The sequence below is a fragment of the Bacteroidota bacterium genome (assembly GCA_016722375.1).
Lineage (GTDB): Bacteria > Bacteroidota > Bacteroidia > Chitinophagales > LD1 > Bog-950.
Map to the genome: position 1 here is coordinate 270,659 of JADKJG010000006.1, position 18,230 is coordinate 288,888.

Here is an 18,230-nt window from a genome sequence, read left to right on the forward strand (position 1 = left end):
AAAATAAAATCAATCATTATGAGAAATAGAAAGCTAAAGTCAAACCTAAATATCCTTGCAGTGGTTATCGCTGTTGCAGTGCTGCTTTATTCCTGCAAACCAGCCTGCGAGCGCAACCCAAATGACCCTGAATGTTCGGGAGAGAGGGAACTCATCACCACCTTACGGGTAATAGTTTCTGATTCGGCGACGGGAATTGTTATTGATACTTTTCAATTTAAAGATGTAGATGGAAACGGCTTACCGGAAGTACTTGATACCATTCGCTTGAATGCAAATACAACTTATCGGGTAGCACTTGAATTCTTAAATGAGTCTGTCAGCCCTATGGAGGATATTACCAAACAAATTCTGATAGAGAAGAATGACCATTTCATTGCTTATCAAAGTCAGAATGTCGCTATTGGCTTCACCTACCTTGACTATGACAACAATATTCCTCCACTACCTCTTGGATTACAGACCAACTGGAATACCGGAATCCCATCTATCGGTTTCGTTCATATTTCCCTTCGTCATCAGCCAGGTGTAAAGAACGGAACCGAAGTGCCTGGAGATACGGATGTATCGGTTGATTTCGTGACAGAGATTCTTTAGATAAACTAACAACCTAATGGCATCAATAACTGGATGTCAGAATTCCCATCACAACAAGTTCAGAAAAAAAGAGTCCGGCATGTTTCATGCCGGACCCTTTTTAGCTTTCGCCTATTAACAAAATCTTCCTACTACTTCACGAACTTCAAACTAACCTGTTCACCAGATATGTTCAAACGTATAAAATACAAACCCGAAGCCAAATGACTTATATCCAATTTCAACTGGTTTGCATTTTGAATAAATGAAGTTGGTACCTTTTTCCCTGATACATCTGATATCACTGGAGCCAACTTTTCTGTGTTAAATAAATCAGACTGCAACATCAGTTGATCCACTGCGGGATTAGGGAAGAGGCTTATAATATGCTCATAATCCATTCCGTTGATACGAGTACAAGTAACGACCACCAGTGTTTTGGTAGCAGTGGCAAAGCAAGAATTGTTGTCTGTGTAAGTATAAGTAATGACATGACTACCGTCTCCTGCAATTCCCGGTGAAAACTGGTTGTTGCTTACCCCGTCTCCTGAATAGAGACCGCCGGTCGGGTTTCCTCCGGTAAGGGCAAAGGCTGGTGCATCACTGCATATTGTATCCTTTGTACTGCTCCAAAACACTGTAGGCAGACTATTAACTGCGAGTGTCAAGGTTACGATGCTATCACAGCCACCTTGTGCAGACAAAGTGTCTGTGTAAGTACCTGGCGCAGTCAAGTTCATCCCACGGAATGCATAACTTCCACCCTGACAAATGGAAGCATTCACACTATTAGTAATCACTGAATTGGCCTGAAGGGTTAATGTCACAATGCTATCGCATCCAAAAACTGTTTGCAGCGAATCGTAATAAGTACCCGATGCTGTTAGCATCTGCCCGTTGAACGAATAGCTACTGCCGATGCAGATGGTTGCAGTGATACTGGTGGTTGCAGTGTTTTGGGAGTTCAACGTTAAGGTGATAACACTATCGCATCCGTTTGACGCTGTTACGGTATCCTTATAAATTCCTGAAACGGTCAAGTTCTGTCCATTGAAATTATAAAAATCACCTGTGCAAATAGTATGGCTAAACGAAAACTGCTTGTTGGGATTAACCGTCACCATGATTCCGTTGCGCACTTTACATCCATTAACATCTGTCACCTCGACCACAAAAGAATCGGTAGCCAATGCGGTGATGCTGCGTCCCGTATCCTGACTGCTCCACAAATAAGTATTATAACCGGTACCTGCCTCGATAACTACATTTCCTCCCTGACAAAAGGTGGTTGGTCCATAGGCGGTTATGGTTACCGTGTTTACCGGATGAACCGTAACATTAACCGCTGAAGAGGTATCCGCTCCAACCGGATTAGAAACCACTGCAGTATAAAAACCTGATTGTGTTGGATAGTAGATACTATCGGTTGCTCCTGAAATGTTATTATTATTCAATTGCCACTGATAGGTGGCCAATGGTGAGATATCCTGATTCACTTTCAGGAAGCCGGTTCCTACACACAAGGGTGTTGAACCATTCACTGTAACCACAGCCGTTGGGCCTTGTAAACTACCACCGTTAAAACCTCCATGATTAGTAATAGACCAACGTCCAAGCGCATCGCGCGAACGGATATGAAAAGCATGGATTCCCGGAGCTAAAGAATTGAGGTTTGCAGGCACTGCCAAGTTGTTAATGTCGGTGGTCGGTGTGACAGGAATATCAAATCCATTTCCAAAACCCGGATCGTTGTCAAAGAAGTATTCCATCTTAACAATGTTCACTAATGGGCCGATGGTACGAGTTTGCGGTGTGTATTTAATAAAACTACTGTTGTTTGTAAGAGACCAGCGACCCAAAGAATCCTGTGATCTAACAGATATCGAATGCACCCCTGAACTCAATGAACCAATGTTAATAGCCAGAGCAAGACCATTAATATCATTGGCCGCCGTAAGAGAAATATTGGAGCCATTTCCAAATCCCGGATCCGTATCTATAAAATATTCTGCTCTCACCACCGGTACTAAAGGCCCCATAGTGTAGGTTTGCGGAGAATATTTTAGAAACGACGAATGGTTTGTCAGAGACCAACGTCCCAAAGAATCCATAGAACGAACAGAGAAGGTATGCAGCCCACTACCAAGCGAGCCAATATTTACGGCAACCGCTATCCCATTGATGTCATTCGCCGCCGTCAACGGAATATTGGTGCCATTGCCAAAACCGGGATCTATATCTAGAAAATATTCTGCCTTCACCACAGGCACCAGCAGACCGGAACTATTAGTTTGAGCCAAATACTTAATAAAGGGAGCACTATTAGTCAACGACCATCGGCCAAGCAAATCGCGAGAGCGAAAGGCAATGAAGTGCAAGCCCGAACCCAGTGCCCCTACGTTGACTGGTATCGCGAGGTTATTTATATCCAAGGCACTTGTCACGGGAACATTTACCCCGTTTCCAATACCCGGATCATTATCTATGAAATATTCCAACTTATTGATGTTCACCAAGGACCCGTTAGAACCATTTTGCGCTGCATATTTTAAAAAGGAAACGTTATTGGTCAATGACCATTTGCCCTGCGCATTGCGGGAGCGGACACAAAAAGAATGGACTCCCATACTTAGCGACGCAATGGGAACATTTACAGGTACAGCATTAATATCCAAGGCAGGCGAAACCACAACATTGGTGGCATTGCCAAAGCCCGGATCCACATCAATAAAATATTCCATTTTGTTGATGTGGGACTGCGCCACGGACGCTCCTGCCAGACAAACTAAACAGAGGCCAGTAAGGTATTTGAGAAATATCTTCCCGAAGGAATGAGTTGCTATCATAATTCTGATCTTTAAGTTTAAAAAATAGAAAATCAGAAATGATTAGTCGTTCGATCTAGTGCTGATGGTTACATTAAGAGTACCGGTACCTATTGCAGGAACCGTTAAATCATAGATAGTAGGAATTTCAGGAATACCCGATAAACGATAAGGCAAATTACCACCGGTCATACCGCAATCTACACCGTTATATCCGGCACCGATAGCAGGGGAACCCGTTTTCAGGAAATAGTAGCCATCGCTAGAACCGGTACTTACAAAAAGATTAATACTCGTTACGTTTTGCAAATTACCATTACCCGCCGGAAACTGCGTTTGTCCGCATACATTATTAAAGGCCACGCTATTGTTAAGTGTTACAACTCCGCCAACCAAAATATTATTATTGATCTGCGCATTATAAGTAGTGATATAACTATTCGATACAAACGTATTGTTTTCAATAATCGGATAAACGGTTGAGGGTAGATTAATCCCATACGAACTACCGCCTACTGAAAAGAAATTATTGGCAATCAGAATGCGATTAGCGTTCACCGTTCCACTATAGGAGATTCCCGTTACTGAATTTTGGAAGAAATTACAAGAGTCAGCACCCAAATACAAAGTTGCTATCCCCGTAATGTTATTCCGCTGAAACGTTATGTTTTTTTCGCGGATTGCAAGCGAAGATATGGTCATTCCCATCACTACGCTGCCAAAACTTCCGGCATTCATATTTAAAGAGACAACAGAGGAGGTATAGGTATTAGCTTGCTTACCGATATTAGAACCTACACCCGAAAGGTAGTATCCATTACCGATAATCACCACTCTCTTTGTTACAGTAGTTGTGGCATATGCTGTTTGAGAAGGCTCTACGTGAATTGTATCACCCGGCAAGGTGGTGACCGCACTCAAGGCCAAAGCAATCGTAGAGTAAGGAGCATTAAAGCCTGAATTATTCACACGCCAAACGGTAGCATTAGATTGGTTAAAGAAGAATACTGAAAGTAAAACAGTTAATAAGGAAGAATAGATTTTCATGATGCTTTTTTTGGTTTTGGTTTATTATTTATAATGGCATCAAAGCTACCATTATTATCTATAATTTTTTTGAAGAACCACCTATGCGATTGTTTGGATTCCTATAAAAATGCCTATTGAAGGCGAGCTCTCCTTTGGTTTATTTCTTCTGACCCGTAATGTGTTGGACACCGAGTTTGGTTTAAGGTTCGCGCCGTCAATAGGGCAGGAGATTAGAGTGCTGTTTTTCTGATTAATATTTCGTTTAAATCAGGCAAGTATATTACTTGACAAAAACAGCCCACTTCATTCATAAAAATACATGAATTCAGAATCTAGTCGCTTATTTTATGTTTGCGCTAAAACTTACTAAAAGCAAATGACCACCGCCATCATTATCACCATCTGCGCCCTGTTGCTCATTGCCTACCTCTTTGATATTAGCTCCGCGCTAACTAAGATTCCCTCCGTCATTTTATTGCTATTGCTGGGTTGGGCCGTTCGGCAGACCACGATTTTCCTGAATATCACCATGCCTGACCTCACCCGCCTGCTGCCCGCTATTGGCACCATCGGGCTGATTCTGATTGTTCTGGACGGAGCGCTGGAATTGGAACTTAATAAATCAAAGTATAAAGTAATTGGCAAGTCGTTTTTCATGTCCATGATTCCTATGTTGTTGACTGCTTCATTATTGACCTGGGCGTTCCACTATTTTTCCTCATCAGGTTATAAAGAAGCCTTACTCAACGCCATTCCATTTTGTGTTATCAGCAGTGCCATCGCTATACCAAGTTCTAGAAACCTCTCCTCTTTCAACAGAGAATTTATTGTTTATGAAAGCAGTTTATCCGATGTTCTGGGCGTATTGTTTTTCAATTTTATTGCGTTGCACAGTTATATTGATTTGCACTCCTTTACAGATTTTGGTTCGCAAATCCTCATTATCATAATTATATCGTTTATAGCAATCTTAGGACTTTCATTTTTACTCAGCCGCATCAAACATCACATCACTTACACCCCAATTATTTTATTAGTCATCTTAATCTATGAAGTCTCCAAAGTCTATAATCTGCCGGGTCTGATATTTATTCTGGTATTTGGTATGTTCCTAGGCAATCTCGACCAACTCAAAAGATTCAATTGGATAGAAAAATTTCGACCGGAAAAGTTAGATAAAGAAATAGTCAAGTTTAAAGACATTACCATCGAAGCCACTTTTCTGGTTCGCGCCCTGTTTTTTCTTCTCTTTGGCTTTTTGATGGAGGCTCATGAAATACTGAACACTCAAACACTTCCCTGGGCCGCAGCAATCGTCGCTGGCATCCTATTGATTCGATTGGTTTCACTGCTTCTTGCCAAACTTTCGGTATTACCCTTGTTATTCTTTGCTCCTCGTGGACTTATCACGATTCTGCTCTTTATAGCCATTGTTCCGGACCAGCAAATTCCACTCGTCAATAATTCTTTAATCATTCAAACTGTTGTTCTTTCGGTATTGGTAATGATGTTTGGCTTGATGTTTAAACCGAAAATAGCCAGTAACCTTTAGTAAAGTTGAATTTGACAGAGGAGAAATGATTGTTTATTAGAGCACTTACATCACGGACAATTTTGATTTTTCCTTTCTTTGTATTTATCCTCCTTTATTAGTCAATTCGGCAATAATCGTTCGCTGAGGATATGTGTTGCAGAAATAGTAGCTATAAGTATGGATAAGATTTTGTCATTTCACCCGTTTCTCTGCCACATTGTCCTCTTCCTTTTCCACTTTTGACCGATTTATTGCTATTCGGTACCCATCTCCAGCTATTCGGTCCCTATTAGTAAGAGACAGATGCCTGGAAGCTAAAAACAGGCAGTGCCCTTAAATTTTCGAAGCCATCTCTTCTGAGCAATTATCATGGTTAAAGTCGTTTAGTATGAGCTAGATTCTCACCACGCTGAAGTGCGGTGCTATAACTCGGTCATTCATGGCGGAGTGGCTGGTGTAAAGAGCTATGGCATTATGCACAGAACACCTGTATCTAGCATAAATAGAATCATAAACAGAACTATAAACTCATACAGTCAATTTCTGATTAAAAAGAAAGAACCGGTTTTAGCAACCGCTAGTTAAATCGCTTTTTCTTTCTTCGCTCCTATCATGGCATTGATGCTGAATATTGAAACCTCCTCTCCGGTCTGTTCGGTTTGCTTATCAAAAGATAGCAACATTATAGATTACCGTGAAGATATGGCGGGCACATCTCATGCTCGTTTGCTCACAATTTTTATTGATGAGTTGTTTAAGCAGAATCACATTTCGATGAAAGAACTCGATGCAGTTGCTATCAGTTCTGGTCCCGGTTCATACACCGGATTGCGTGTGGGATTCTCGGTAGCTAAAGGCTTGTGCTATGCACTGGAAAAGCCATTGATTTCCATCCCTACACTCCTTGCTTTGTTTATCGGGATGAAACAAAAAGTGAATAACGAATCGGCCTTCTACCTACCGGTGATGGATGCACGAAGGATGGATATATATACCGCGCTTTATAAAGCAGACGGAAAGGAAATGATTCCCGCATCAGCGCCTACCGTCAATACCAGTTTTGAAGAAATGCTTATTCACTATGGGCAGATTTATGTGGGTGGCAACGCAGCCTCAAAATGCAAACAGGTTTTCACCTCACCCTTCATTCATTATGTTGAAGGGATAGATTGCGATTCGCGTACCATGATTATGCTGGCAGAAAAGAAATTTCAGGAACAACAATTTGAAGATGTCGCTTACTTTGAACCTCGTTATCTAAAAGAATTCGGCGCAAAATAAATATTGTGGCAGTCGTCCGATCACCAAATACTCCTAAGGTTGTCTATGAACTTCTCTAACAAAAACCGTCAACATTTCCTAGAACAACTGACTAATCAGTCATTTGACTTATTGGTAATCGGCGGAGGAATTACCGGCTGCGGTATTGCTTTAGATGCTGCACTTCGCGGCATGAAGGTGGCTTTGGTAGAGAAAAATGATTTTGCTTCTGGGACTAGTTCCCGCTCAACGAAATTGATTCACGGCGGACTTCGCTATCTCAAACAATTTGAACTGGGATTGGTCCACCAGATGGGGCGCGAGCGAGCCGTAGTTTATCAAAATGCCCGCCACCTCGTAATCCCCGAAAAAATGTTGCTGCCTATTGAAGAAGGTGGTTCACTTGGAAAGTCAGCTATTTCGCTGGCATTGCTAGCCTATGATTTCCTCGCCGGCATTCGCCGTAAGGAGCATCGCAAGATGTTAGACAAACGAGAGACCATGACCACCGAGCCCTTGTTGAATCCAGAAGAGTTAATCGGTGGAGGTTTATACTATGAGTATCGGACCGACGATGCCCGGTTGACCATCGAAGTGGCTAAAAGCGCCTATGCCTCTGGCGCCCTGTTGTTGAATTATCTGGAAGCCAAAGAATTTTTGTATGATGAAAACAAAAAAATAGAAGGAATTAAGGGACTGGATAAAATTTCGGGCAGGGAGATTGAATTCCGTGCCACCGTTGTGGTGAACGCCACCGGGCCATGGGTAGATTTATTGCGCAAAGAAGATAACTCACTGAAAGGCAAACGTCTTCAACTCACCAATGGGGTACATCTCGTGGTCTCGATTAAAAAACTTTCATTGAAACAAGCGGCTTATTTCGATGTAGGCGATGGCCGAATGATTTTCGCCATCCCTCGTGGTGAAATTACCTACATAGGAACGACAGATACGGTTTACAATAAAAGCATTGATAGCCCCTATTGCACTAGAGAAGATGCGCAGTACCTTCTTGATGCGGTAAACCGAATCTTTGCGATAGAGCCTTTGCAGTTATCCGATATTGAATCTACTTGGGCAGGACTACGTCCGCTGATTTTTGAAGATGGGAAATCTCCCGAAGACATTTCACGCAAAGATGAAATCATACATTCTTCATCCGGCTTAATTTCTATCGCAGGTGGCAAACTGACCGGGTATCGAGTTATGGCAGAAAAGACGGTTGACATCTTAGTAAAGTATTTAAACGGTAATTTCAAACCATGCAGGACTCGCGAAACAAGACTAAGTGGCGGTGATTTTAAAAATGACAACGACCTGAAAGAAACACTCAAGCATTTGATGAGTGAAGGAGAGCAAGCAGAAATTCCAGCTATAAAAATTCAGGAATGGTTTTATCGTTATGGCAGAAACACCACTGCCATTATTGAAACTGTGAAGAAACTAACTTCTATTATCAAGACTGAAGACACCAAATATGACGAGGCAGAACTACAGTATTGTATAGAACATGAGATGGTCTATCACCTGAACGATTATCTCATCCGCCGCAGCGGACGATTATTCTTTGAGAGAAAACAGTATGAAATCCGGATTGCCCCACTTGCTCATTATATAGGAAAAGAACTAGGGCTTAACGAAACGGATACCCAGAAGATGGTAACAGAGACGAGACAGGAATTTGACAAGGCCGTCGGCTTCTAGTTTCAGAAGATTATTCAAACTCCAGAATCACATGATTCTTTTCTACCGGTTTGCGGAGTTCGGCATTGATACTTTTTACTTTCCCATCCCTCGGCGACTTGATAACATTCTCCATTTTCATCGCCTCTAAAATCAGTAAGGTATCGCCTTTCTTTACTTCATCACCTACCTTTACCGACCAGTGAATAATCAAACCGGGCATCGGTGCTTTTATAAATTTAACCTGTGAGGTAACCTTGGTGCTGATTCCTAATTTTTGCAATAGCAAATCATATTTATCCTTGATAGAAATCTCGTAATCATTTCCGTTCACGTTCACTACCATGGTTTTATCTTCAGCATTAAAACTCACCACAGCGGCGTTATAGCCCTTGTTATCGCGAATAATATGAAAGGCATTATCTCTGATTTCCACTAAGTCCCATTCCACCGGCTTACCATTTAAGATGTTATTCTCAATCGTAAATTCTTCTTTGCCGTTTACCTTTATCTTAATCATACTTTTGTTTTAGGGTTTGCAAGGATATTAAAGAAATCTTTTGATGTCCACTTCTGGCATTAAGGTTTTGTTATTCAGGATATGTTCGGCAAAGTGATTCGCAAAATAGGGAGCCAATGAAAGTCCTTTGGTTCCCATACCATTAAATATTCCCACCTGTGGAAACTCGGGATGAAAACCAATAAAAGGCCGCCGGTCCTTTACCGTTGGACGAATAGCTGATTCATGGCCGACAACTTCAAAAGGAGCTTTTAGAAAAGAGCGCAAATTGGCCAACAATTCATTCTTTCCCTTTTCGCTTGGTTGGTCATCATCAAAATACCAATCATGAGTGGCCCCGATATAATACTCATCGGCTTCTCCTTCTGGCATGACCAAGACCTCGCCGATGAGAATACGATCTGCATAAAAATCTTTCATTTTTATTTTTAGTCTTTCACCCTTTGCCAATTGAAATGGAAAGTATTTGAAGTACGGGTTCTCGACAGCGAAAGCCCCTTCACAAAAAATGATCTTTTTGGCGCTTAAATCTTTCCAGAATATATCGTCATTCTCTATTCTCATTTCATCCACCGTAAATTTCTCTTCCACTAAATTATTATTGGAAAGAAGATAATCTCTGTATGCCTTTAGAAATTTTGCCGTTTTAAGTCTTGTTGCGCCGCGTATCTCGAATCCGCCAAAGTCATTTTTTACCTTATCCCTGTCAAGATAGATGATCTCTTCACTTTTCAGATAGGCAAGGTATTCGTAAGAAGCACAGCGCAAACTCCAATCATTCTGTGATTTTATCGAATCGAAAAGTTTGATGACAGGAGTAGAAGAATAAAAGCTTTGTCCGAATAACCTTTCAAACTCCTGGTAAGTTAGTTGAGCAAAGGAGAAAAGGTCATCTACCATCCAGGTCTTGACAAATCGCCTGCCGGTGATAGGGTTGGAAATTCCCGAAGCTATTTTGGAACTTGTGGAAATATCTCCTTTATCTATAACTACCACTTTCTGATTTTGCCTCAGAAGAAACCAAGAAAGTAAGGAACCGGCAATGCCTTGTCCAACGATTAGATAATCAAGCATTAACGAGGAACGATTGGGTTGAAGCGTTGGTGCGAAAAAGCACTCTGGCCAATAGGTAATTTAATAACGCAAATATCTCCGCTCATGAAGTTTTACTTTTTACCGGAAATATGAAAGGTCTTTTTTCTCTCCGGAGTCTGGCTTTTTGTCATTATCTTCTTCTTCGGTCTGATCGTTTACCACGGCTTTCTGGATGCGTTGGCGGAAATAAATGAATAGTAATACCTCAAACGAAATAGCAACCGGTTCAAACAGCATAGCGGCCTGAATTCCCTTTTCCGATTTTAGAGCATCAATGCCATAAAAATATATGAACACAAAAGCCATGGAAACTGCCATGATGATAATAGCGACAACATAATTCATCACATAGGGAAGAGAAGGAATTCCCCGATTCTTAGACATACGATGTAACTGGTAAGCGAATATGATGGTTAATACTAGGTCTATCATTTTAGATTATTTAGTTCGTCCTTTAATTTTCTTGTCAGTCCTTTTACCACTTCGTCGTATGAATGATCCACCATCCATAGCAATTCCCTTTTGGGAATGCTTAGTCCGTCAAAGATAACAGTATTCCAGTGCTTTTTGTTCATGTGATATCCGGGCAAAACATCTTTATACTTTTCACGGTATTCAGGAACCCGTTCGGCATCCATTTTCAGGTTCACACTCATTGGCTGGCTTGTAAGGCTCATCAATAAAAAAATCTTACCCATCACCTTGAATACAAGGGTGTCTTCATCAAATGGAAACTCTTCTGTCACTTGCTTTTTACTAAGACAGTATTCTCTTAGTTCTTCAATGTTCATTTCCCCTTGTTCATAATGTTCTCGGAGAAGATCGAGAAGCCATCCATTGATTGCTTTAGATATTTTTTCCGCTGCTCTGTCAGGTTCAATTCCTCGAGCGGATTGAAGTTCTTTTCTACAAATTCAAAAACTGGCTCATTGCCGTTCATCGTCGTCGGTGCATACATCCAATCGCCTGCCCGCTTCACAAAACGCTTATCCCCTTCGATAAACGCCAATTGGTTGTATTTATATTTAGCAAGCGTACGCCCCTCATTATTATACCAGAAGCCTTCAAGCATCGGGAGATTATCTTCCCGTTCTTCCATCATGGTTTTACCCGTCTGTTCTACACCGGCAGCGCGTAGAATATCATAAAACATAAAACGCGATGCTACATTAAAGGTTTTCGTTTCCGCCTTTGGACTTTCGTGATCCAGCCAAAAGTATGGCACTTTGTTCCCTCCATCCGTCACATTGCTGAAGTGGTATTGCCACCCTTGATCTCCGAAATTGTCTCCATGATCTGAACAAAATACCACTAAGTTATCCTGCCCCTGGTGCATCTGTTTGCAGAAGCTATCTACATCATCACGGATTAGTTTCCAAGATAACTGCTGCTTACGCCGCAATATATCAAGGTCGGATTGCTTTAATATTTGTTTGTCTGTTTTCAGGAATGACTGAGAAAGAAAATGATAAAGAATCTTCCATTCATGAATTTTACCGAAAAGTCCTGTGCTCAAATGCTTAAATGTATTCGCAATATGATAAGGGTAATGCGTCTCCATCAAATTGACAAACATGAATACGCCCTTACCTTTGGCATTGTTTTCTTCAATCAATTGTTTCGCCTTGGCGAGGGCCGCATCTGATGTTTTCTGCGACCAGACAATTCCCTGACGAAGGTCCTCACTGATCTTGTCGAAGGTGTGATCTTTAGGCTTCAGCAGCATCCGGCGAATTCGTGGGCGATTGAGCGCTAAAATAGCCCGCAAAATCAAGCGGTATTCCGGCTTGACGATATTCCATGTTTTATATACTTCATCAAAGCCGCGACTTACATTGAAAATATCTGTGGTCACTACGTTGGCCGATACCTGAATAGCTTTGTAACCAGCCCCTTTGAGCAGTTCTGATATGGAGGGAACATCATTCTTTAGCCAGCGACTTTGAGAAGTAGCTCCGTGCTCGTGTGGCAACAAACCTGTGAACATACTAGAGGTGGCAGGTAGTGTCCAACACCCGGATGACCGAGCATTACTAAATTGAACCGCGTTGCCTTCCAGATAAGGGACTCCCGGCCCCTCCTCTCGATAAACAGAATCGTATCGCAAACTATCTGCGACTACTACAATAATATTTTTTGGTTTTCCCAATGTTTCGTTAAACGGAGCGCGAAGAAAGCGATAATGTGCAAATAACAAATGAGTAATTACAACATACAATCTTTAGCGTTGCGTTAAATTAGATTTCTCCACCTAATGTCTCGTTAGATATTCGTATTTTCGCACCCATAAAATAAAGACATGGATTTATCTGAAATTGTTGCTGTAACCGGATTACCCGGTTTGTTTAAAGTTGCTGGAAAGAAAAGCGATGGGGTCATAATCACCTCTTTGGTGGATGGAAAATCTCAATTCGTGGGGTCGCGCCACAATCAGGCGACCACTTTAGATTCGATTGTTATCTACACCACTGGCGATAATGCTTCGCTGAAAGATGTATTGGCGTCTATAAAAAAGAATCAGGCTAAGCATCCCGTTCCTGATTTGAAGGATGAAGGCGGTGTAAAAAAATGGTTGGGAGTAGTGTTGCCCGACTATGATAAGGAGAAAGTCCATTTCAGCGATATGAAAAAGCTGGTGAAGTGGTATAACATTCTCAACGAAAAGAATCTGATTGAGGAACTTACCGCTGAAAAGAAACAGGACGATGGAGAAGAAGTTGCAGTAGAAAAGAAAGAAGCTGTTACCAAAACAGAGAACAAGACTAAATCAAAGAAGACTCAGGTTTCGGGCAAAGCACAAAGCAAACCGGCACCGATCAAGAAAATTACTACACCTAGAAAAGCAACCTAATACATGTCGGCAGAGGTTAATGGGAGCTTGCTCCCTACACGCAAGAAAAGAGTTTTTGTATCCGAAGATTTCACGCCCGATACTTGGGACAAGTTGGAATATTATTATCAAAACCTTCTTGGTTTCAAGTTAGATTCCGTTAAGGAATTAAAACAATGGCTGTTCAATTGGAGTGAACTGGAGACGGTCATATCCGAATATAGCCGTTGGATATATGTGCGCACAACGGTTGACACTTCAGACGAAAAAGCGAAGGCAGAACTGATTTATCTCTACACAGAAATAGTTCCTCGCGTTTCACCTCTGGATAATCAACTGAAGCAAAAATTCATTTCCTGTCCTTTTATTGATGAGTTAGATAGCGCCATTTACGCCACCACCATACGAAAGGTGAAGAAGGAAGTCGAAATGTTTCGCGAAGCAAATATCTCGCTACAAAGCGAGATGAATATCAAGCAAAGTACTTTTGACCAGATTACCGGGCCACAGAGCATACAACATGACGGTCAGGAAATTACGCTGCAACAAGCGGCCGTATATCTGAAAAGCACTGATCGGAAACTGCGGGAAGAAATATTTTTGCTTTCGGGCAAAAGAAGAATGCAAGATGCTGATAAGCTCGATGCCTTATTGACGGAACTAATCCAGCTACGGCACCAAATGGCGGTCAATGCCGGATACAAGAATTACATTCAATATCGCTTCGATGAATTAGGACGTTTTGATTATACGCCAGCGGATTGTGAAACTTTTCATCGGGCGGTGGAAGAAGTCGTGATGCCGGTGGTGAATAAACATTTTCACGAGCGAAAAGAAAAATTAGGGCTGGACAAACTGAAACCTTGGGATGCCGAGGTGGATTTGAGTGGGAAAGCACCTCTTCAACCATTTAAGTCGGCTGAAGAAATGACCGACAAAACCATTGAGTGTTTTGCGCATTTAGATTCCTATTTCTCCAATTGTTTGGAGATTATGAAATCTATGAAATATCTGGATCTCGAATCACGCAAAAACAAAGGACCGGGTGGATATAATATGGCCATGCCGGAAATCGGAGTCCCTTTTATCTTCATGAACTCTGCCAACTCCGAACAAGATGTCATCACGATGGTGCATGAGGGAGGCCATGCCGTGCAAACCTTTCTAACCAATCAGTTGGAACTAAATGCCTTCAAGGAGTTGACTCCCGAAATAGCCGAAGTAGCCTCTATGGGTATGGAGTTATTGAGTATGGAGCATTGGAATGTTTTCTATCCTAACACGGAAGACTTGACGCGAGCGAAAAAGAGACATCTGCAATACCTGCTTGGAATATTGAGCAAAACTTGTCAGGGCGATGCTTTCCAGTTTTGGCTTTATAACAACCCGGAGCATAGTATCGAAGAGCGCAGAAACAAATGGACGGAGTTAAACCATCGTTTTTCCGCTAAGGAGGTAGATTGGACCGGTCAGGAAGAATTCGAGAGAACAGGGTATCACAAAATCCTTCACTTCTATATTGTTCCTCTGTATTATATAGAATATGCCTTTGCTCAATTGGGAGCCATAGCCTTGTGGCATAATTTCCGTCAGAACAGGGAAAAAACTATAGAGAATTATAAAAACGCATTGCGTTTGGGTTATACCAAGCCGATTCCTGTTTTTTACGAAACTGCCGGTATCAAGTTTGATTTCTCCAAGCAATATATCTCCGGATTGGTTGACTTCTTGAAAATAGAAGAAGCAAGTTTATAGTCTTTATAATACAGTCGCCTCCACTTTTTCTAACTAAGGTTTAGAATTGAGTAGGATAATACCCCTTCTCGAATGAGATTCCATAATCCCATCTCGAAATCCTCCTAAATCCTTCTAAAAATTATTGCTTCTTTCAAGTACATCACAGCCACTATTATAGTGCCGACAGTCAAAAACCCTGTATCCTTTCGGCCACTGCTACTATCACCAACCTTTCAGAAAACATGGTTTTTAGTCTAAATCAATGATTCCGGCTGTTTTTATCGAAAAAGGTATGTTTCAGTGTTAAAACTAATCATTTAGACTATTTTCCGAGTGGTGGGTGAAAAAAATGATGAGAAAACTGCCTAAAAGTGTGACCACTTTTCGAAAAAGGAGCTACTTTTTTGAAAAAAGGAGCTCCTTTTTTTCAGAGAGTAGCTCCTTCTAACTAAAAAGTAGCTCCTTTTCGCCGGAAAGCACCTCCTTTTTTTCGAGGAGCACCACCTTTTCGTCAGAAAGCACCTCCTTTTTGCTGGAGAGTAGCACCTTTTCTTCTAGGAGTAGCACCTTTTTTTTCGGAAGCACCTCCTTTTTGGCTCGGAGTACCTACTTCCGACTCAAAAGTAGCTCCTTTTTCGCAGAGAGTAGATGGTTTTTGACGGGCACCACATGGTTTCCCTTAGTAATAAGCTACTTTTTGACTGAAACCATTTGGTTTTTGTCCAAAAGTGGTTGGTGTTTTTGAGGAACTAAATGGTGGCAGATTGTTGTAACGACTTCACCTTTGGGACATTACCCTTAATCGCCATCGGTTGATTCATCTTTTTTTATAAGAAAATGTCATTGCAATTTCGATTCCGTAATAAATTATACAGAGCATCGGAAGAAGCAATCTTCTGTTGTGTATTTCAAATAGGGTGAGCCGCAACTTGAATCTTCTTCTTCAGTTCCGATATTTCTCAGCTAGTATTCTGAATATTTTGAGGTTTCTAATACGTAATCCGGGATAATCCAATTCTAAAGAACCAGCCCATCTATCTTCATTCATAACAAAAAAACCACATTGTCATTTTAATGTAAAATTAAAGAGGCTATGCAGAATATGACATTATTATGACAAAAGTGAGACCAAAGCGGGATAAATTTGTATCGGTTCTTTGATAGTGCGCTTTATGAAGGGTTGGGGGTTCAACTCGCGCATAAAGCACCCCCGGCGAATATTCGTCGGGGGATTTTTTTACCAGGCACAAGCTACCTTGCCTATACTTTGCCTTGATTCGAGGAATTTGTGCGCTTCGGCAATGTCCTCCGCTTTGAAAATCTTTCCTCCTTGTGGACGAAAGACTCCTTCTTCAACCAAACGCACTACGTTATCTAAGCAACGTTTGATGACATGAGGTTTGCTGTCGGCAATCTTCAGCATATTAACCCCAATCAGGCTTTTTGAATTCATCATAAATTGAACAGGGTGATAGATGCCGAATTGAAGCGCAATGAGGGCGGTAGAAAAAATATTGGTAGCAGAGGTCATGTTCGCGGCCCCATAACAAACAATTCTTCCACCCGGAGCAAGAATGGAAAATCCACGTCGGATGAAGCCTCCGCCCACCCCGGTCGAAAATCACATCCACACCATCTCCTTTGGTTTGTTCATCAATATAATCGTCGAAATCTACCGTTCGAGTGTTGATGACATGATGGGCCTTTTGTGCCTTCAACAGTTCCACTTTAGAGTCGCTGCCGGTCGTGGCAAAAACTTCGCAGCCTTTCCAAAGTGCATATTGCATGAGGCCGGTACCCACGCCGCCCGCCGCTGAATGAATGAGTACGCGGTCGCCTGGATGGAGGTTAATCATTTCGGCAGCGCCGTAATAGGCGGTGCAATATTGAGTGGTCAACGTAGTAGCTTCAGCAATGTTGATGTTGTTCGGAATTTTGGTGACGGCCCGTTCATCCGTCAGCGCATATTCTGCATAACCTCCAAAACGGGTCATGGCCGCCACGCGGTCGCCTTCTGCAAAATGTTTGACGCTGCTACCTACCATTTCGATAGTGCCACATACATCATAGCCTATCAACCCGGGCACATTGGGGGCTTCTTTATACATTCCTCGGCGAGCCATCACATCGGCGAAGTTCAGCCCAAAGCCCTCTACTTTTATCAATACTTCGCCGGGTCGCGGCACCGGCATAGGGGTTTCCCTAATTTCAAAAGCTTCGTCTGCATCGCCGTGTTTGATAAGATAGATAGCTTTCATAGGAGGTTTTTAGGGGTGATTATTATTTGGTTATGTGCAATATATTAAAAAAGCGGTAATAAATAGGGAAGTTTGAAAGACAGGATTGAAAGAAATTCTATTTTTAAAAAAATAAAAAGACATTTCATTTATGAAAACCAATTTGAAAAAGATAGAAACCACCGCACCAAAAGGTTTTGGTAAGGAGAAAACCAAAGGCGAAACGTTGAAGTTGAAACTAAAAATTGAAGAGTTGCAGAATCTGCTTTATGCGGAAAGTCGCCATTCTGTTTTAGTCGTTCTTCAGGGCATGGATGCTTCGGGTAAGGATGGTGTGGTCAGAAATGTTTTTGACCGAGTCAATCCCATGGGTTGTCGGGTGATTCCATTTAAGAAACCTTCGGAGGTCGAGATGAAACATGATTTCCTTTGGAGGATTCATCAGCATGTTCCTGAGAAGGGGATGATTCATATTTTCAATCGCTCTCATTATGAAGATGTGCTGATTCAAAGGGTGCATAAATGGGTAGATGAGAAAACAATACAACAGCGCTTTGTTCATATCAACCACTTTGAAAGGTTGCTTACCGAAACCGGCACCACTATTTTGAAATTTTATCTGCATGTATCTAAAGAAGAACAGTTAGAGCGCTTGCAGGAGCGCATGAGCGACCGAACCAAGATGTGGAAATACAATGAAGCAGATTTGAAAGAAAGAGCATATTGGGACGAGTATCAAAAAGCTTATGAAGATGTTTTTAGGAATTGTTCCGAATCGGCATCGTGGCATATTGTTCCTTCTGACCAAAATTGGTACAAGGAATATGTCATCTTAAAGACTGTGGTCGAGACCTTGGAATCCTTCGGGATGAAATATCCGGGATTAAAAAAGGAATAAGAACCC

16 protein-coding genes are annotated in these 18,230 nt (G+C 41.7%); 7 read left to right on the forward strand and 9 right to left on the reverse strand.

All coding sequences use genetic code 11. The features are described 5' to 3' along the window. Positions 1-18: 18 nt before the first annotated feature. Positions 19-597: a hypothetical protein gene (locus IPP77_10410; protein ID MBL0310064.1), complete on the forward strand. Its 579-nt coding sequence runs from the start codon at positions 19-21 to the stop codon at positions 595-597. A 131-nt stretch (positions 598-728) separates the two neighbouring features. Here the strand turns inward: IPP77_10410 and IPP77_10415 are convergent, their stop codons facing one another. After that, positions 729-3,422 carry a T9SS type A sorting domain-containing protein gene (locus IPP77_10415; protein MBL0310065.1) on the reverse strand — a complete coding sequence of 898 codons (2,694 nt, stop codon included), beginning with the start codon at positions 3,420-3,422 and terminating at the stop codon, positions 729-731. 42 nt (positions 3,423-3,464) lie between these two features. After that, positions 3,465-4,448, reverse strand: coding sequence for a hypothetical protein (locus IPP77_10420; protein MBL0310066.1), 984 nt, complete (start codon positions 4,446-4,448; stop codon positions 3,465-3,467). Positions 4,449-4,806: 358 nt separating this feature from the next. Between IPP77_10420 and IPP77_10425 the strand changes: the two genes are divergently transcribed. The 3 genes from IPP77_10425 (at position 4,807) to IPP77_10435 (ending at position 8,928) form a co-directional block, all read left to right on the forward strand. Further along, a complete protein-coding gene (locus tag IPP77_10425) occupies positions 4,807-5,982 on the forward strand; it encodes a sodium:proton antiporter (GenBank protein ID MBL0310067.1) in 1,176 nt (391 codons plus the stop codon). Between the two features lie 603 nt (positions 5,983-6,585). Further along, a complete protein-coding gene (tsaB, locus tag IPP77_10430; GenBank protein ID MBL0310068.1) occupies positions 6,586-7,245 on the forward strand; it encodes a tRNA (adenosine(37)-N6)-threonylcarbamoyltransferase complex dimerization subunit type 1 TsaB in 660 nt (219 codons plus the stop codon). 45 nt (positions 7,246-7,290) lie between these two features. Then, on the forward strand, positions 7,291-8,928 hold the full coding sequence (locus IPP77_10435; protein ID MBL0310069.1) for a glycerol-3-phosphate dehydrogenase/oxidase: 1,638 nt from the start codon (positions 7,291-7,293) through the stop codon (positions 8,926-8,928). 10 nt (positions 8,929-8,938) lie between these two features. On the opposite strand, the gene IPP77_10440 is transcribed toward IPP77_10435, so the two are convergent. The 5 genes from IPP77_10440 to IPP77_10460 all read right to left on the reverse strand — a co-directional run bounded on the left by IPP77_10440 (position 8,939) and on the right by IPP77_10460 (position 12,740). Then, complete coding sequence (locus tag IPP77_10440) at positions 8,939-9,427, reverse strand: biotin/lipoyl-binding protein (GenBank protein MBL0310070.1); 489 nt, start codon at positions 9,425-9,427, stop codon at positions 8,939-8,941. A 27-nt stretch (positions 9,428-9,454) separates the two neighbouring features. Continuing rightward, a complete protein-coding gene (locus IPP77_10445) occupies positions 9,455-10,501 on the reverse strand; it encodes an FAD-binding oxidoreductase (GenBank protein ID MBL0310071.1) in 1,047 nt (348 codons plus the stop codon). A gap of 99 nt (positions 10,502-10,600) precedes the next feature. Then, positions 10,601-10,954, reverse strand: coding sequence for a hypothetical protein (locus IPP77_10450; protein MBL0310072.1), 354 nt, complete (start codon positions 10,952-10,954; stop codon positions 10,601-10,603). Then, on the reverse strand, positions 10,951-11,313 hold the full coding sequence (locus IPP77_10455) for an MmcQ/YjbR family DNA-binding protein (GenBank protein ID MBL0310073.1): 363 nt from the start codon (positions 11,311-11,313) through the stop codon (positions 10,951-10,953). Before IPP77_10455 ends, IPP77_10450 begins: the two co-directional genes overlap by 4 nt. After that, on the reverse strand, positions 11,310-12,740 hold the full coding sequence (locus tag IPP77_10460) for a sulfatase-like hydrolase/transferase (protein ID MBL0310074.1): 1,431 nt from the start codon (positions 12,738-12,740) through the stop codon (positions 11,310-11,312). Before IPP77_10460 ends, IPP77_10455 begins: the two co-directional genes overlap by 4 nt. An 81-nt stretch (positions 12,741-12,821) precedes the next feature. Between IPP77_10460 and IPP77_10465 the strand changes: the two genes are divergently transcribed. After that, a complete protein-coding gene (locus IPP77_10465) occupies positions 12,822-13,373 on the forward strand; it encodes a DUF5606 domain-containing protein (protein MBL0310075.1) in 552 nt (183 codons plus the stop codon). Between the two features lie 3 nt (positions 13,374-13,376). Further along, entirely contained in the window at positions 13,377-15,107 is a 1,731-nt protein-coding gene (locus IPP77_10470; GenBank protein ID MBL0310076.1) for a M3 family oligoendopeptidase, read from the forward strand. A gap of 1,219 nt (positions 15,108-16,326) precedes the next feature. On the opposite strand, the gene IPP77_10475 is transcribed toward IPP77_10470, so the two are convergent. After that, positions 16,327-16,545: a zinc-binding dehydrogenase gene (locus tag IPP77_10475; protein ID MBL0310077.1), complete on the reverse strand. Its 219-nt coding sequence runs from the start codon at positions 16,543-16,545 to the stop codon at positions 16,327-16,329. Then, positions 16,514-17,347: a zinc-binding dehydrogenase gene (locus tag IPP77_10480; GenBank protein MBL0310078.1), complete on the reverse strand. Its 834-nt coding sequence runs from the start codon at positions 17,345-17,347 to the stop codon at positions 16,514-16,516. Before IPP77_10480 ends, IPP77_10475 begins: the two co-directional genes overlap by 32 nt. Before the next feature lie 130 nt (positions 17,348-17,477). On the opposite strand from IPP77_10480, the gene IPP77_10485 reads away from it, so the two are divergent. After that, on the forward strand, positions 17,478-18,224 hold the full coding sequence (locus IPP77_10485) for a polyphosphate kinase (GenBank protein ID MBL0310079.1): 747 nt from the start codon (positions 17,478-17,480) through the stop codon (positions 18,222-18,224). The last annotated feature ends 6 nt before the right edge of the window (positions 18,225-18,230 follow it).

Excerpts from the sequence above, each read along its gene's own strand:
- IPP77_10420 (MBL0310066.1), bottom strand. The coding sequence starts at position 4,448 with ATGAAAATCTATTCTTCCTTATTAACTGTTTTACTTTCAGTATTCTTC.
- IPP77_10470 (MBL0310076.1), top strand. The coding sequence starts at position 13,377 with ATGTCGGCAGAGGTTAATGGGAGCTTGCTCCCTACACGCAAGAAAAGA.
- IPP77_10410 (MBL0310064.1), top strand. The coding sequence starts at position 19 with ATGAGAAATAGAAAGCTAAAGTCAAACCTAAATATCCTTGCAGTGGTT.
- IPP77_10415 (MBL0310065.1), bottom strand. The coding sequence starts at position 3,422 with ATGATAGCAACTCATTCCTTCGGGAAGATATTTCTCAAATACCTTACT.
- IPP77_10450 (MBL0310072.1), bottom strand. The coding sequence starts at position 10,954 with ATGATAGACCTAGTATTAACCATCATATTCGCTTACCAGTTACATCGT.
- tsaB (MBL0310068.1), top strand. The coding sequence starts at position 6,586 with ATGCTGAATATTGAAACCTCCTCTCCGGTCTGTTCGGTTTGCTTATCA.
- IPP77_10455 (MBL0310073.1), bottom strand. The coding sequence starts at position 11,313 with ATGAACATTGAAGAACTAAGAGAATACTGTCTTAGTAAAAAGCAAGTG.
- IPP77_10440 (MBL0310070.1), bottom strand. The coding sequence starts at position 9,427 with ATGATTAAGATAAAGGTAAACGGCAAAGAAGAATTTACGATTGAGAAT.
- IPP77_10425 (MBL0310067.1), top strand. The coding sequence starts at position 4,807 with ATGACCACCGCCATCATTATCACCATCTGCGCCCTGTTGCTCATTGCC.
- IPP77_10435 (MBL0310069.1), top strand. The coding sequence starts at position 7,291 with ATGAACTTCTCTAACAAAAACCGTCAACATTTCCTAGAACAACTGACT.
- IPP77_10445 (MBL0310071.1), bottom strand. The coding sequence starts at position 10,501 with ATGCTTGATTATCTAATCGTTGGACAAGGCATTGCCGGTTCCTTACTT.
- IPP77_10475 (MBL0310077.1), bottom strand. The coding sequence starts at position 16,545 with ATGATGAATTCAAAAAGCCTGATTGGGGTTAATATGCTGAAGATTGCC.
- IPP77_10480 (MBL0310078.1), bottom strand. The coding sequence starts at position 17,347 with ATGAAAGCTATCTATCTTATCAAACACGGCGATGCAGACGAAGCTTTT.
- IPP77_10485 (MBL0310079.1), top strand. The coding sequence starts at position 17,478 with ATGAAAACCAATTTGAAAAAGATAGAAACCACCGCACCAAAAGGTTTT.
- IPP77_10465 (MBL0310075.1), top strand. The coding sequence starts at position 12,822 with ATGGATTTATCTGAAATTGTTGCTGTAACCGGATTACCCGGTTTGTTT.